This is a genomic window from Flavobacterium psychrophilum DSM 3660 = ATCC 49418 (assembly GCF_002217405.1).
GTDB classification, from domain to species: domain Bacteria; phylum Bacteroidota; class Bacteroidia; order Flavobacteriales; family Flavobacteriaceae; genus Flavobacterium; species Flavobacterium psychrophilum.
The window spans coordinates 1,828-17,161 of the sequence record NZ_MUHE01000016.1 but is presented as its reverse complement, the minus strand read 5'-3'; the positions used below and the strand labels follow the sequence as shown (position 1 = coordinate 17,161).

The following is a 15,334-nucleotide window of genomic DNA, read 5'->3' as shown; positions in this document are numbered from 1 at the left end:
TTTTTAAAGCTAAATTGGTATAAATATTAATAAATTGTGGTTAAATGCTAGTCAAAAAGTTTCTGTAAAATTACCAAAAGGTATATATTTAGGCATAAAAAAAGGGGCAATATGTTAGGAAAAATAAAACTCGATTTGCAGCAAAACTTATTTTAAACAAGGCTACAGATTTTATAAATCTTGGGCGTCCGTTGGTAAAATTAGCTAATGAGGTTTCTTGGGATAAAATAGAGTTGGAGTTCTAGAATTTATATTCCGAGTAAGGAAGATGCTCAATTCCTATTAAAAAAACTGTAGGTTTACTGATGCTAAAAGGAATGTTTAACGAAAGTGACGAATCCGTTGTGGAACGTTGGATTGAGAATACCTATTGGCAATATTTTACAGGAGAATAATCCTTTCAAACCAAACACCCTTTCGATTCAAGGGAGTTTGTACACTTTAGGAGACGCTTAAAAGACGATGGTTTAGAATTTTTGTTGAATCAAAGTGTAGTACTGCATTCAAAGGCAAAAAACGAAAAATAAGCTCAAATAAATATCACAGTTTAAGAGAAAAACATCACTTTTCTAACGATGTAAAATCAGCAAAGAATTGATTGATAATTAATTTAAAACAATTGGAATATAAGTAGTTAAGCAAATATGAGCTTATAAAAGAGTACTCAAACAAAATTTACGAGAGGCTTATTTTGGTCATTATCCAAAAAGAAACCACGTTTTGGGTTTAAACTTCCTTAAAGGTGTGACTGTAGATATTCATAATGCACATTTATTAGGTGTAGGATATAATCTAAAAATGAGATATACCCAAATCAAAGTGCAAATAGCTCCTTGTTTCTAATTTTTAAGTTCTAAATATTTTTTTTAATAGATCTAAAAATTCAAAATAGCGGGTTTTTAAGGAATGACTAAATAGGTAAGATTAATTCTTTTTTCTTTACAACAAGACTGCTTGGTGAGTTTTTATTCCCGTAAATTTGATGTGTAAATGCGATTGCACAATAGTAACCTCTTTACATGCTTCAATAAAATTTCGTTCTTTTGATGAAATAATTTTACTTATTTTTACAAAATTAAAAAACAAATCATGATTTTTCAAAATACATTAGAATTCGCACAGCAATTAGACAATCAAGACGAGCTAAAAGAATATAAAAACGAATTTATCTTTCCGCAACACGAGGGTAAAAACGTTATTTATTTTACAGGAAATTCATTAGGATTACAACCTAAATCTGCCAGAAATTATGTAGATGAAGTGATGAACGATTGGGCAAACCTCGCTGTCGAAGGGCACTTTTACGCAGACAAACCATGGTGGGATTATCAGGAACGTTTTGCCAATCCTTTAAGCAAAATTGTTGGTGCAAAACCATTGGAAGTAACAGTAATGAACACCCTTACAGTAAATCTTCACTTGCTTATGGTTTCCTTTTATCGTCCTACAAAAAAACGATATAAGATTATTTGCGAAGAAAAAGCTTTCCCGTCAGACCAATATATGTTTCAGAGTCAAGTAAACTTTCATGGTTATAAACCAGAAGATGCAATTGTCGAAATAAAAAGAAGAGAAGGCGAACATAATATACGGCTAGAAGATATTTTATCTAAAATAGAAGCGGTAGGAGACGAATTAGCATTAGTCTTATTTGGAGGCGTAAATTATTATACAGGACAAGTTTTCGATATGAAAACCATTACCGAAGCAGGACACAAACAAGGGGCTAAAGTTGGTTTCGATTTGGCTCATGCCGCAGGAAACATCAAACTAGAATTGCACGATTGGAATGTCGATTTTGCGGCTTGGTGTTCTTATAAATATATGAATTCAGGGCCAGGAAACGCATCAGGATGCTTCGTGCACGAAAAGCACCATAACGATTCAAACTTGCCTAGGTTTGCAGGTTGGTGGGGGCACAACAAAGAACGACGTTTCAAGATGGAACCTACTTTCGATCCAGTTCATGGTGCCGATGGTTGGCAAATAAGTAATTTGCCAATTCTTTCATTGGCTCCATATTTAGCATCAGTAGAAATGTTTGCGGAAGTTGGAATAGAGAAATTAATCACAAAAAGAAATCAAATTACAGCTTATTTAGAATTTATTCTCCACGAAATAGACAAAGAAGTAAAAGGCCATTTCGAAATTTTAACACCAACTAATCAGGAAGAAAGAGCTTGTCAGCTCTCAGTGTTCTTGCACGGAGAAGGACGTTCTTTATTCGATTATTTAATGAAAAACGGGGTTGTTACAGATTGGCGTGAACCTAATGTAATTCGCTTAGCGCCAGTTCCTTTGTATTGCTCTTTTGAAGATATGTACAATTTTGGACAAATATTAAAAAAAGGAATTTTAGAAAATTAATTAAACTTTTTATACTTTTAGAGCTTAGAATATCAAAAAAATGAATAAACAACAAAAAATAGAATCTTTCGATCCATCGCAACCAGGATTAGCAGATGCTACCATTTTCGGATTACCATTTACAGCCGAAGAAAGCGAGATTATTATAATTCCAGTACCATGGGAAGTAACGGTAAGTTACGGCGCAGGCACATCAGAAGGGCCAGAAGCTATTTTAGAGGCTTCATTTCAAGTCGATTTGCAACACCAAGAGTTTCCAGAATTATGGAAACTAGGAATGTATTATGACCAAGTGCCAGCACATTGGAAAAAGAATTCAGATAAATACAAAAGCTTTGCACAACCTATTATTGAAGCATTAGAAAACGGAGAAATAATAGAAAGCGTGCCAGTATTAAAGGCTGATTTAGATAAAATAAATAAAGCTTGTGCCGAATTGCATACCGAGGTAAAAGAACGTGTTTTGCATTGGATTAAAAAAGGAAAAAAAGTTGTCCTATTAGGCGGGGATCATTCTACACCATTAGGATATTATCAGGCATTAGCAACTATTCACGACAATTTTGGGATTTTGCACCTTGATGCCCACATGGATTTGCGTATTGCCTACGAAGGATTTACTTATTCCCACGCTTCAATCATGTATAATGCTTTACAAATTCCTCAAATTTCAAAAATTGTACAAGTAGGAATTCGTGATTTTTGCGAGCAAGAAGTGCAAATAGCACAGTCTAACCGTGTTGTAGTTCATACCGACATGGATATGAAAGCCCAAACTTTTGAAGGTAAAACGTGGCAACAACAATGCGACGATATCATTGCGGCCTTACCACAAAATGTAACCGTTTCTTTCGATATAGATGGCATGTATTCTTGGTATTGCCCTAATACAGGAACCCCAGTTCCGGGAGGCTTTTCTTTCGAACAAGCTACATATTTATTAAGCAAATTAGCAAATAGCGGAAAAAACATTATTGGTTTCGATCTAGTAGAAGTCGCACCAAGCGAAGATGATGATTGGGACGGAAACGTTGGAGCAAGAATGTTGTATCACATGTGTGGCATGTTAGCCAAAAATAACGGAATGAATGTTGGGGAGAAAATCTACTTTAACAAGAAGTAAATAATTTATAGATTTTATAAAAAAGGACGAATTTTACATTCGTCTTTTTTATATTTGGTAAATTAATATATATCAAATGAAAAAGTTTAAAAAAATCCTGTTTGTTTTTGTTTTATTCATAGCTTTCATAGCAGTTTTATTATATGGATATTTATTAAGCACAAAACCAAACTACGAAGGCGAATTATTTATAAAAAACATATCAAAAGAAACAACTGTTTATTTTGATGATTATGGCGTACCACATATTTATGCGGCCAATCAGAAAGATGCAATGACAGCCCTAGGTTACGTTCATGCGCAGGACAGATTGTGGCAAATGGAACTCATTCGTCGTATTGCACCAGGAAAATTAGCTGAAATATTTGGAACTAGAGCGCTTAAAAACGATAAATTTTTTATAGGTTTAGGGATCAATGAAAATTCCGAAAAAGCAATCGCAACCTTAAACAAAAACGGAAAACCATACCAAATGGCAATGGCTTATCTAGACGGCGTAAACCAATATCTCGAAAACGGAAAAACACCAATCGAGTTTAATATTTTAGGTATTAAAAAAGAAAAATTTACCTTGAAAGATGTTTATAATACCTTTGGATACATGGCCTTCAGTTTTGCAATGGCTCAAAAAACAGACCCTTTACTCACCGATATTAAAAATAAATATGGAGAAGAATATCTAAAAGACTTAGGAATAGATTATTCGTTAAACACTACAAGAATAAAAATTTCAAAAGAAAAAACACAACAATATATCGAAATTTCAAAATCTATAACTACATTATTAGAAAATTCTCCAGTGCCACCATTTATTGGCAGCAATAGTTGGGTCCTTTCGCCTAAGAAAACAAAAACAGGGAAAGTATTATTTTGTAATGACCCACACATCGAATATTCGCAACCAGGAACATGGTACGAAGCACATATTTCCTGTCCAGAAACTGAAATGTATGGTTATTATCTTGCAGGAACACCTTTTCCTTTATTAGGTCACAATCGCGATTATGCTTACGGAATAACAATGTTCGAAAACGATGATGCCGATTTGTTTGAAGAAGAAAACAATCCGAAAAACGAAAATCAATACAAAACAGTTACTGGTTTCCAAAATTATAAAATTAGAACCAAAACCATAAAAGTTAAAGATTCTACATCAATAATATTAAATGTAAAAGAAACACAACACGGGCCAATTATAAATGATTTAATAGACAATTTTAAAAACCAAAAACCCGTATCTTTCTCTTGGATTTATACCCAACAACCCAACAAAATTCTCGATGCAGTTTACAGTTTGAGCCATGCTAAAAACATGACCCAATTTCAAAAAGGTGTTTCCTATATCGTAGCACCAGGACTTAATATTATGTATGGCGATGCGAAAAACAATATTGCTTGGTTTACTTCTGGGAAATTATACAAATTAGAAAAAGGAGTTAATGCCAATCTTATTTTAAATGGTACAAATGGTATCGATGATAAAAAAAAGTTTTTAGAGTATGCTAAAAATCCATCGGCAATAAATCCCAGTTGGAATTATGTATATTCTTCAAATAATATGCCCGAAGCGATTGATGGTTACAACTATCCAGGCTATTATTTGCCAGAAGATAGGGCCAGAAGAATTACAAATTTATTAGACAATAAAAGCAATTGGAGTAAAGAAGAGGTAAGCAAAATGACAAACGATAATACGTCGCCAGTTTCAATAGAAACAGTAAAAACAATGTTATTAGTTATCAATAATAAAAATCTTTCAAGCCAAGAAAAAGCAGCAATTAATTTATTAAAAAACTGGAAAGGAACCAACCAACTAATCGATGTTGCTCCAACTATTTACACCAAGTGGCTTTATTTTTATTTAAAAAATACGTATCAAGACGAAATGGGCGAAATCTCATTCAAACAATTCTTGAAAACCCATATTATGAAGCAAAGTATTGCTTTTCAAACCAAAAATATAAATTCGCCTTGGTGGGATAATATTCATACAAAGAGCAAAAAAGAAACCCGAAGTGATATATTGAATATGTCATTCAAACAAGCCATTTCGAGTTTAAATAACCAACTAGGAAACGATGTAAATTCTTGGACTTGGAACAAAGTACACAAAGTAGAATACAAACATCCACTAGGAAGTGTGGCTTTATTTAAACCGTTTTTTAATGTTGGAAAATTTTCTATTTCAGGAACAAACGAAGTCATAAACAACACCATGTTCGATTATTCGGACGAAGCACAACATATTGTAAAAGCAGGGCCATCAACCCGACGAATTATCGATTTTTCTGACATAGAAAACAGCTGGAGTATCTTGCCAACAGGGCAGTCTGGAAACCCAATGAGTACACATTATAACGACCAAGCCGAAATGTATTTGCAAGGAAAATTCAGAAAAATGAAACTCAATAAAGAAGAAATCATAAAAACTTCTACTAAATTGATTTTCAAAGCTAAATAAATAGCCGCATCTTTGCAAACATTAAAATCATAATTAAAAAGAACCATTCTTATGGGTAATTTTAATTCGTAATTTATAATTATTTAATGCAGAAATCTCAAAAAATTGCCATTGTAGGATCAGGTTTAGTAGGATCTTTATTGGCAATATATCTCAAAAAAGAAGGCCATACTGTTCATGTTTATGACCGAAGTCCAGATATTAGAACCATTCAATTTTCTGGAAGATCCATCAATTTGGCAATGTCAAATCGTGGCTGGAACGCACTCGATGGTGCTGGTGTAGGCGACAAAGTGCGTCATATTGCCATTGCCATGGAAAAACGAGCAATTCACATTGGCAATCAATTAAATTTTCAACATTACGGCTTGCAAGGAGAATGTATTTATTCTATTTCTCGAGGCGTTCTTAATCGTAAAATGATCGATTTAGCAGAAGAAGCGGGTGCCGAATTCTTTTTCGAACAAAAAATTTGGGACGTAAACCTGACCGATGCTACCCTGCAAATGGGTGAAACCGAACGTGGCGAATGGACTAATGTAAGTTACGACATGGTTTTTGGTGCCGATGGGGCTTTCTCTAGAATCCGCCACCGTATGCAACGCCAAAGCATGTTTAACTATTCGCAAGATTTCTTAAATACAGGCTACAAAGAATTGCATATTCCCGCTAATCCCGATGGTAGTTATAAGTTAGACAAACACTCATTGCATATTTGGCCACGAGGAAAATACATGCTCATCGCATTGCCTAATCTCGACGGAAGTTTTACTTGCACACTTTTTATGCCTTTTGAAGGGGAAAATTCCTTTGCATCATTAGATAACAGACAAAAAGTAGAAGCTTTTTTTGCAGAAAATTTACCAGATACAGTTGATGTAATCCCAGATTTAGCCGAAGATTTTTTTAAAAACCCAACCAGTACGTTGGTAACTATGAAATGTTTCCCTTGGACTTACAGCGACAAAGTAGCCCTAATTGGCGATGCCGCTCACGCCATTGTCCCGTTTTACGGGCAAGGAATGAATGCAGGTTTTGAAGATATTACAATTCTGTATCAAATGATGCAAGAATATGGAAACGATTGGAAAACAATTTTTTCCGAATATGAAAAATCACGAAAACCAGATGCAGATGCAATTGCCGAACTTTCCTATCGAAATTTTATGGAAATGAGTACAAAAACGGCCAATGAGAAGTTCTTGCTTCAAAAGAAAATCGAAAGATGGTTTGCCTCAAAATATCCAGAAAAATGGATTCCTTTATACGACAGAGTCACTTTTTCAACACGACCATATTCAGAAGCACTTGCCATTGGCGATTTTCAAGAAACCATTATGCAAGAAATTCTTAAAATAGAAAATATCGAAACAAATTGGGAAACAGAAGAAATTGAGCATAAAATCATTCAATTACTAAATTCCAAATAAACACGTATTTTGTCATTGCGACGAACGAAAAATCTCATAAATCGAATCAGATTATGAGATTTTTCGTTCCTCATATTGAATTGTGATTATAACTCGTATGAATTACAATTTTTCGAATATTACAATTGAAAATGATTTTTGCTATCGAAATTATTTCCTCAAAACTTTCATCAAAACACTAAAAGCGCCTCTTATAAAGCTAGCGCTGGTAACTACTTTCAATACAGATTTTCCAACCACACTTGCAGTACTAGGTTCTCTACTAGCATTTTTTTTGTCCTCTTTTTCGGAAACTTCTTCAGATATTTCTTCCATTTTTTTAGTCAGAATCTCGTAAGCACTTTCACGATCTATTTCTTCCGAATATTTTGCTACTAATTTCGATTTCGAATTTATGTCTGAAATTTCATTTTCTGTCAAAACATCCATTCTGCTTTCAGGGGCGCGCATCATCGTAGCGGCCAGCGGCGTAGGAATTCCTTTTTCATTTAAAGCGGTTACTAGAGCCTCTCCAATTCCAAGAGCGGTTAGTAATTCTTCGGTTTTGTAAAACTCCGAAGTCGGATAATTATCGGCGGTTTGGTTTATCGCCTGCCTGTCATTGGCAGTAAAAGCCCTTAAGGCATGCTGAATTTTTAAGCCCAATTGTGCTAAAACGCCTTTGGGAATATCCATTGGGTTTTGCGTAATAAAATAAACGCCAACACCTTTAGATCGAATCAGTTTGATGATGGTTTCTATCTGGTCTAATAATGTTTTACTAGCCTCATTAAATAAAAGGTGCGCTTCATCAATAAAAATGACCAATTCAGGTTGCTCTAGATCTCCTTTTTCTGGCATTTGATGGTATATTTCTGCCAAAAGATTCAACATAAATGTCGAAAATAATTTAGGTTTGTCTTGAATATCGGTTAGACGAACAATATTTATATACCCGTGACCATTTTGGTCAATACGCATCAAATCATCTATTTCGAAAGATTTTTCGCCAAAGAATGTTGTTGCGCCTTGTTGTTCTAATTCGATTATTTTTCTTAAAATAGTTCCCGTTGTCGAAGTCGAAATTTTACCATACTCTTCTGATATTTCATCTTTTCCCTCTTCGGTAATATAATTCATAACTTTTTTAATGTCTTTCAAGTCTAAAAGAGGCATTTTTTTGTCATCACAATATTTAAAAATAACAGATATTACACCAGCCTGCGTATCATTTAAATCTAAAATTCTAGAAAATAATACAGGGCCAAATTCCGACACTGTAGCGCGCAAGCGAACGCCTTCTTGTGCCGAAAGCGATAATAATTCGACTGAAAAAGCTTTTGGCGAGAAGGGAATGTTTATTTTAGTATGTCTTTCGGTTATAAATGGTTTTTCTTCGCCTGCTTTTGCCACACCCGAAAAATCACCTTTTATATCCATCATAAGTACTGGAATTCCTTTTTGAGCCAGTTGTTCAGATAAAACCTGAATCGTTTTTGTTTTTCCAGTTCCAGTTGCACCAGCAATTAGTCCGTGACGGTTTAAGGTTTTTAGTGGGATTGAAACGTGAAGATCTAACGCTTCGCCCTCTAGCATAGCGCCGCCAAGAATAATACTGTCGCCTTTGCAAGCGTAACCTTCGGTTATTTGTGTTTTGAAATTTTCTGCCGTACTCATTATATGTATTTAAAGAAGTGCAAGTTATTAATTTTTGATCTAATAAAACTATTTTACTTTTCTTTAAAAACGGCTTAATTTTTGTTATTAGATACAGGAAGTATTTGCTTTTTTATAAATTATCTAAAATATATTTTATTCTTGTTTATTTTATAATTATCACATAAAATAAGCTATTTTTATATTAAATATTTAATTTTTAGTTTATTTTAGGTTTTTTTTTGTGTTTAATTCTTTTTTTAAAATATTTTCAATGACATATTATTGTTATGGATGATTAGAAAGTTTCAAAAAAGTTTTTTTATTAGAACTAAAAAATTAAATTTGCGTTCACTATTTAATAATTACAAAGAAATTATAATCAATTAAGAAATTTAAATTTTACAAAAATGGCAAACGTTAAAAAAGAAAGTAGTTCAAATGGAGGAGATGTATTCTCAGGAGTAGTTATCGTATCATGTATTGTGGTTGGATGGTTAACTTGGAAATTTGTAATGGGGTCAGGAGCAAATTTTGCTGGAGGAATTTCTGGAGGAACGCCACTGCCAGGAAATTACCGTGCAATGGTATATAATGGAGGTCCAATTGTACCAGTTTTGATGGGGTTATTGTTAATGGTTGTTGTTTTCGGAATCGAAAGATTTATGGTTATATCTAAAGCTGCTGGAAAAGGTAATTTAGATGCGTTTATGAAAAAAGTACAAGCAAGTGTTACTTCAGGAGATATTGACGGAGCTATCGATGCTTGCGACAAACAAAAAGGATCAGTTGCAAATACTATAAAAGCAGGTTTGGTAAAATATCAGGCAGTAAAAGCAGAAGGATTTAGTAGTGAAGATGCTACAGAAACTATTCACAAAGAAATAGAAGAGGTTACTTCTCTTGAAATGCCAATGTTAGAGAAAAATTTAACAATCATCTCTACATTAGTGTCGTTAGGAACTCTTGCAGGTCTTTTGGGGACTGTAACGGGTATGATTAAAGCATTTGCTGGGTTAGCAGGTGGTGGTGGAGCAGATTCTGCTGAGCTTGCAAATGGTATTTCTGAGGCGCTTATTAATACTGCAACAGGTATCTCTACTTCTGCATTGGCAATTATCGTTTACAACTTCTTTACTTCAAAAATTGATACATTAACTTATTCAATAGATGAAGCAGCAAATACAATTGTAAATACTTACAGACGTTTCAAAGGAAGCGTAAAATAATATAAAAATAGTATAACGAAGAAAGAAATAAGTTTTCTTTCTTCGTTATACATAAAAATAAAATTATGGCTAAAGCAAAATCGCAAAAAAAGGCAGCCGCTATCGACATGACAGCAATGTGTGACGTAGCCTTCCTTTTGCTTACTTTCTTTATCTTGACCGCAACCGCAAAGCAGCCAGAGCCATTACCAGTTGATACTCCTAGTTCTACAGTGCAAACAAAACTGCCTGAAAAAGATTTAGCAATGTTAACAGTAGGTAACGGTAAAGTTTTTTTTGGAGTAACAGGGAAAGAAGTTAGAAAAAGAACACTTGAGCTAATGGGTACTAAATACGGTATGACATTTACTCCAGATGAAATGAACAGATTCTCACAAATGGACGGTTTTGGAGTGCCAATGGCGCAATTAAAAAGTCTAATTGCTAAGAGTAGTGCCGAAAGAAATCAGAAAAATTTGCAATCAGGAATCCCTAAAGATTCTCTAGATAATCAGTTGAAGGAATGGATTTTTAATGCAAGAACTGCAACGGCAGAAATTGCAGGTGCGCAACTTAAAGTAGCTATAAAAGGTGATGCAAAACAAGAATATCCTCAAATTAAAAAAGTAATGGATATTTTACAAGACCAGCAAATAAACAGTTTTAATTTAGTGACTGGATTGCGCGGGGACGATTTTTAATATTTAAAAAAATACAACGATGGCAGAATTAAATACTGGCGACGGCGGTGGAAAAGGTGATAAAAAAGTAAGAAGTAAAAAAGGAAACTCACGTGTAGATTTAACTGCAATGGTAGATTTGGCTTTCTTATTAATCACATTCTTTATGCTTACCACTTCGCTAAACAAACCTCAATCTATGGATTTAGGTATGCCGGATAAGCAAAAAGATAATGAGCCTGTAGAGAATGTGCTTGTTGCTGATAACAGATCCTTAACCATTCTTTTAGGAGAAAATGATAAGGTTAAATGGTATTTAGGGCAATTTGTAACTCCTTTGGCTGGTCCAGAACAAGTAACTTATGGTAAAGAAGGAATTCGTAAAGAACTTTTAGCTAGAGTTAAATCTGTAATTGCTGAAACTGGAGATCCAAAAAAAGGATTAATTGTAATTATCAAGCCAAGCAAAAAATCGACTTACAGAAATTTAGTTGATATTCTTGACGAAATGGCTATTTGTAAAGTAAAAACTTATGCAATTGTAGATATTACAAAAGAGGAAGTGTCTTTACTAGACAAATAATAGGTTAAGGTTTAACCCAATAATAAGAAATATGAAATTAGATATATTCAAATCACAGTGGTTAGATTTAGTTTTCGAAGGACGTAACAAAAAGTATGGTGCTTATGAGTTGCGTAAAGAGAATCCTAAAACATCTGTGAAAGCATTATTTGGTGGTGCATTTGTTTTTGCTTTTGCAATAGGTTTGCCAATGCTTCTCGATATGATTCCAGCTAGTGAAACTAAAAGTACATTAGATGAGAAAGTAGTTTTGGTAAACATAGAAAAGCCAAAAGTAGACCCTCTAAAACCACCACCACCACCACCAGAACCACCCAAACCAAAGATTGATGAAGTAAAATTCGTTGCTCCTAAAGTTGTGGCTAAAGAAAGAGTAGTAGAGGAAATAAAAACCATCGACGAGCTTAAAGACAAAAACATTGCCGCTAAAGACCAAAAAGGAGATAATGACGCAAAAATTGTAATAGATCAACCAACTGGCGATGGAGAAAAAGACGCTGAGATTGTAGACAATACTATTTACAACTCTGCTGGTATAGAAGTACAACCAGGGTATCCAGGGGGTATGGATAAATTTGGAGGTTTTATTAAAAAGAATTTTAATACTGACGATATAGCAAGTAAACTAAGCTCAGATCTTAACGGTAAAGTAATTGTTAAATTTGTTGTAGAAAAAGACGGAAGTTTAACGGATATCGAAGTAATTAGAGACTTAGGTTACGGTACTAAAGAAGAAGCAATAAGAGTTCTTCGAAAAGGGCCTAAATGGACTCCAGGTATTCAGAACGGAAAACCAGTTAGAACTAATTGTATATTGCCAATAAATCTAAGTATAACAGCAGGAGAATAATGCATAATAAAAGCATAAATAACACCAAGAAGAAATCGCTCAAAGAGCGATTTCTTCTCGTTATAGGAATATTATTTTTCTGTTTGTATTTGTCATTTGGCTTGGCTGTAATCTTTTGGAAAGGATTACCACTTAGCATGTCTAATGGTTACCGAATAGTCTTAGGGATTATAGTTATTGTATATGCTTTTTTACGATTTATTCGTTTCTTTCAAAAATCAGAGTCATGAGAAAAACTAATCTATTAGTTCTAATAAGCTTCCTCTTTATTGTAGTGTTTTCATGCGATAAAAAAGGAAAGAAACAAGAAGAAACTATCCTAAGAGGAGAAGCCACGATTCTTGTAGACGAAACTTTGCTTCCAATCATAGATGACCAAAAGCAAGTTTTCGAAAACCAATACAATGCAACAATTACATTAGTTGCAAAATCAGAATCAGAGATCGTACAAATACTATCTAAAAACAAGCAACAATTGGCTGTTTTGTCTAGAGAACTAACAGAAAATGAAGCTGAAATTTTTAAAATTAAAAAAATAACACCTAGAATTACTCCACTTGCAACGGATGCCATTGCTTTTATTTCATTCAAGAGCAACAAGGATACGCTTATCGATTTAGAAAAAGTGATTGCTTTTGTGCAAGGAAAAGACCAGAGCAATTTTAAAGGCTTGGTTTTCGATAATCCAAACTCAAGTACAGTTCGTTACATTAAAGAATTGGCAAAAATTAATGATTTGCCAAAACAAAAAATATTTTCTTTTCAAACCAACAATGAAGTGATTGAGTTTGTAGCTAAAAATGAAGGAATGATTGGAATTGTAGGCGTAAATTGGTTGTTGCAACCATCTACAAAAATGAAAGAAAAGGTAGGTGCAGTTAAGGTTTTAAGTGTCAAATCTTTAAAAACTAAATCTTTCGTAAAACCAAGTCAAGACAACATAGCTACTGGCTTTTATCCGCTTACTCGAGAAATAAAAATGTTAAATTACCAACCTTTCTCAGGTTTAGGCATGGGTTTTGCATCCTTTGTATCAGGAGAAATAGGACAACGGATTATTTTAAAATCAGGTCTCGTTCCCGCTAAAATACCAAACAGAAATCTTATAATCCGAAAAGAAATAACTAAAAAATAAATAACAAAATGAATAAAGTTAAATTTTTGAGCATTACATTAGTAGCCTTTAGCCTTTCCTCTTACGCACAAGAAGTTGAATTAGCTAAAAAAGCTATCGATGGAGAGCAGTACGAAAAAGCAAAATCTATTTTAAAAACTGCCATACAAACAAAACCAGATAACGGAAAAATCGCATTTTTACTCGGTAGCGTTTACTTACAACAAAGCCAGCAGGATTCTGCTAAAATCTTTTTTCAAAAAGGATTGGCAGCAAAAGAATTTGCAAGCTTTAATTATATTGGATTGGGACAATTAGATTTGAATAGCGGTAATGTTGAAGCTGCTCAATTTAACTTCGATCAAGCCACAAAAGACATCAAAAAGAAAGATATAGAACAATTTATTTATATCGGAAAAGCATTTACAAATGCAGAAAAGCCAGATTTTAAAAAAGCAATTGCTAATTTAACAAGGGCAAAAGCTATAAATCCAAATGATGCACAAACACAAATGGCTTTAGGCGATGCTTATTATGGAGATAGAAATCAAAACGATGCTTATGCCGCTTACAGTAACGCATTTGTAGCAGACCCAACCCTAATAAGAGCAAAAATGCAATTAGGTGTTTTGTTAAAAGGAGCAAAAGCATTTGCTGAAGCAAAATCTGCATTAGACGGTGTGGTAGCCATCGATTCAAACTACGGACCAGTATATCGTGAATTAGCAGAAACCTATTATCAATGGGGAACTAACGACAAAACAAAATACAAAGAATATACCGCAAAAGGATTAGAATATTACGAAAAATACATGACCTTAACAGACTACTCACTAGTATCACGTTTTCGCCATGCAGAATTTTTAATCTTAGCAAAAGATTACAAGGCACTTGAAAAAGAAGCTGAAGAAATGAAAAAACTAGACAAAGTAAACCCACGAATATTTCGTTATTTAGGGTATGCTTTATACGAAAACGGAAATGCAGATGGTGCAATAAAAGCCCTAACAGATTACACATCAAACCCAACAAACAAAATCATTGGTCGTGATTATTTGTATTTAGGTTTGGCACAACTAAGAAATGCAACACCAGCACCAGTAGCACCAGAAACAAAATCAGTAATAAACGAGGCCTTGTTTCAAACAGCCGTAGCCAATTTCCGTAAAGCAGTCGATCTAGATAAGCCAATGGCAAATGATTTAAACGAAATTGGAAAAAAGTATTTCGAACAAAAACAATACAAACACGCTGCAGCAATATATGAAGTAGCAACATCTAACCCAAATTCTAAAAATTATTTATACGATAATTTCTACTTAGGATATGCGTTATATTTTGATAACTCAGATAAAGAATCAAGCAAAATCGATATTGTAGCACTCAGAAAAGCAGACAAAGCATTCGATAATGTATCAATTGCATCGCCAACAACCCAAGACGCGTATATATATAGAGCACGAGTAAACAGTTTAATGCAAAACGATGTCGTAGCAAAAGAGCAAATGGCAAAAAGTTACGAAGACTATATTCGAGTAGTAAACGAAAAAGGAGCAATCGAACTAGACAAGCCAGCAAACAAAACAAAGTTTGTAGAAGCTTACCAAAACTTGGCATTGCACAACAAAAAGGATAAAATAAAAGCAACAGAATATATCGCAAAAGCCTTAGTTCTAGAACCAACAAATTCAGATAGTTTAAATATTCAAAAAGGACTAAAATAATTCACTAAAACTCATAAAACCGTCTTGTTCCTAAAACGAGACGGTTTTTTTATGAGCGAAACTTTCAGTCATTCTTGAAAATTATACCAATTTATCTTTAAAAACACTGGAATATTTATTGAGGATGTTGTCATTCCGAGGAACGAGGAATCTCATAAT

General features: G+C 33.8%; 12 protein-coding genes. 11 read left to right on the top strand and 1 reads right to left on the bottom strand.

What is annotated here, in order from left to right; translation table 11 throughout:
* Positions 1 to 275: 275 nt before the first annotated feature.
* From B0A57_RS05235 to B0A57_RS05215, 5 genes are all read left to right on the top strand, one after another.
* Positions 276 to 395, top strand: coding sequence for a transposase (locus B0A57_RS05235; RefSeq protein WP_227141945.1), 120 nt, complete (start codon positions 276 to 278; stop codon positions 393 to 395).
* Between the two features lie 694 nt (positions 396 to 1,089).
* Positions 1,090 to 2,367, top strand: a complete 1,278-nt coding sequence (gene kynU / locus B0A57_RS05230) for a kynureninase (RefSeq protein ID WP_034099368.1) — start codon at positions 1,090 to 1,092, stop codon at positions 2,365 to 2,367.
* Positions 2,368 to 2,407: 40 nt separating this feature from the next.
* Positions 2,408 to 3,490, top strand: coding sequence for an agmatinase family protein (locus B0A57_RS05225; protein WP_034099366.1), 1,083 nt, complete (start codon positions 2,408 to 2,410; stop codon positions 3,488 to 3,490).
* A gap of 76 nt (positions 3,491 to 3,566) precedes the next feature.
* On the top strand, positions 3,567 to 5,951 hold the full coding sequence (locus B0A57_RS05220; RefSeq protein ID WP_038466988.1) for a penicillin acylase family protein: 2,385 nt from the start codon (positions 3,567 to 3,569) through the stop codon (positions 5,949 to 5,951).
* 86 nt (positions 5,952 to 6,037) lie between these two features.
* Positions 6,038 to 7,381: an FAD-dependent oxidoreductase gene (locus B0A57_RS05215; RefSeq protein ID WP_011964302.1), complete on the top strand. Its 1,344-nt coding sequence runs from the start codon at positions 6,038 to 6,040 to the stop codon at positions 7,379 to 7,381.
* A gap of 150 nt (positions 7,382 to 7,531) precedes the next feature.
* Here B0A57_RS05215 and B0A57_RS05210 read toward each other — a convergent pair whose 3' ends face one another.
* Complete coding sequence (locus B0A57_RS05210; RefSeq protein WP_011964301.1) at positions 7,532 to 9,037, bottom strand: helicase HerA-like domain-containing protein; 1,506 nt, start codon at positions 9,035 to 9,037, stop codon at positions 7,532 to 7,534.
* A gap of 389 nt (positions 9,038 to 9,426) precedes the next feature.
* Here B0A57_RS05210 and B0A57_RS05205 point away from each other — a divergent pair, with 389 nt between their 5' ends.
* From B0A57_RS05205 to B0A57_RS05175, 6 genes are all read left to right on the top strand, one after another.
* Complete coding sequence (locus B0A57_RS05205) at positions 9,427 to 10,245, top strand: MotA/TolQ/ExbB proton channel family protein (RefSeq protein ID WP_034099364.1); 819 nt, start codon at positions 9,427 to 9,429, stop codon at positions 10,243 to 10,245.
* Positions 10,246 to 10,310: 65 nt separating this feature from the next.
* Positions 10,311 to 10,925 carry an ExbD/TolR family protein gene (locus B0A57_RS05200; RefSeq protein ID WP_011964299.1) on the top strand — a complete coding sequence of 205 codons (615 nt, stop codon included), beginning with the start codon at positions 10,311 to 10,313 and terminating at the stop codon, positions 10,923 to 10,925.
* A gap of 19 nt (positions 10,926 to 10,944) precedes the next feature.
* Positions 10,945 to 11,487, top strand: a complete 543-nt coding sequence (locus B0A57_RS05195) for an ExbD/TolR family protein (protein WP_011964298.1) — start codon at positions 10,945 to 10,947, stop codon at positions 11,485 to 11,487.
* Between the two features lie 31 nt (positions 11,488 to 11,518).
* On the top strand, positions 11,519 to 12,337 hold the full coding sequence (locus B0A57_RS05190; protein ID WP_034099362.1) for an energy transducer TonB: 819 nt from the start codon (positions 11,519 to 11,521) through the stop codon (positions 12,335 to 12,337).
* Between the two features lie 226 nt (positions 12,338 to 12,563).
* On the top strand, positions 12,564 to 13,472 hold the full coding sequence (locus B0A57_RS05180; protein WP_011964296.1) for a PstS family phosphate ABC transporter substrate-binding protein: 909 nt from the start codon (positions 12,564 to 12,566) through the stop codon (positions 13,470 to 13,472).
* A gap of 8 nt (positions 13,473 to 13,480) precedes the next feature.
* Positions 13,481 to 15,175 carry a tetratricopeptide repeat protein gene (locus B0A57_RS05175; protein WP_034099358.1) on the top strand — a complete coding sequence of 565 codons (1,695 nt, stop codon included), beginning with the start codon at positions 13,481 to 13,483 and terminating at the stop codon, positions 15,173 to 15,175.
* Positions 15,176 to 15,334: the final 159 nt, after the last annotated feature.

Excerpts from the sequence above, each read along its gene's own strand:
- kynU (WP_034099368.1), top strand. The coding sequence starts at position 1,090 with ATGATTTTTCAAAATACATTAGAATTCGCACAGCAATTAGACAATCAA.
- B0A57_RS05225 (WP_034099366.1), top strand. The coding sequence starts at position 2,408 with ATGAATAAACAACAAAAAATAGAATCTTTCGATCCATCGCAACCAGGA.
- B0A57_RS05220 (WP_038466988.1), top strand. The coding sequence starts at position 3,567 with ATGAAAAAGTTTAAAAAAATCCTGTTTGTTTTTGTTTTATTCATAGCT.
- B0A57_RS05215 (WP_011964302.1), top strand. The coding sequence starts at position 6,038 with ATGCAGAAATCTCAAAAAATTGCCATTGTAGGATCAGGTTTAGTAGGA.
- B0A57_RS05210 (WP_011964301.1), bottom strand. The coding sequence starts at position 9,037 with ATGAGTACGGCAGAAAATTTCAAAACACAAATAACCGAAGGTTACGCT.
- B0A57_RS05205 (WP_034099364.1), top strand. The coding sequence starts at position 9,427 with ATGGCAAACGTTAAAAAAGAAAGTAGTTCAAATGGAGGAGATGTATTC.
- B0A57_RS05200 (WP_011964299.1), top strand. The coding sequence starts at position 10,311 with ATGGCTAAAGCAAAATCGCAAAAAAAGGCAGCCGCTATCGACATGACA.
- B0A57_RS05195 (WP_011964298.1), top strand. The coding sequence starts at position 10,945 with ATGGCAGAATTAAATACTGGCGACGGCGGTGGAAAAGGTGATAAAAAA.
- B0A57_RS05190 (WP_034099362.1), top strand. The coding sequence starts at position 11,519 with ATGAAATTAGATATATTCAAATCACAGTGGTTAGATTTAGTTTTCGAA.
- B0A57_RS05180 (WP_011964296.1), top strand. The coding sequence starts at position 12,564 with ATGAGAAAAACTAATCTATTAGTTCTAATAAGCTTCCTCTTTATTGTA.
- B0A57_RS05175 (WP_034099358.1), top strand. The coding sequence starts at position 13,481 with ATGAATAAAGTTAAATTTTTGAGCATTACATTAGTAGCCTTTAGCCTT.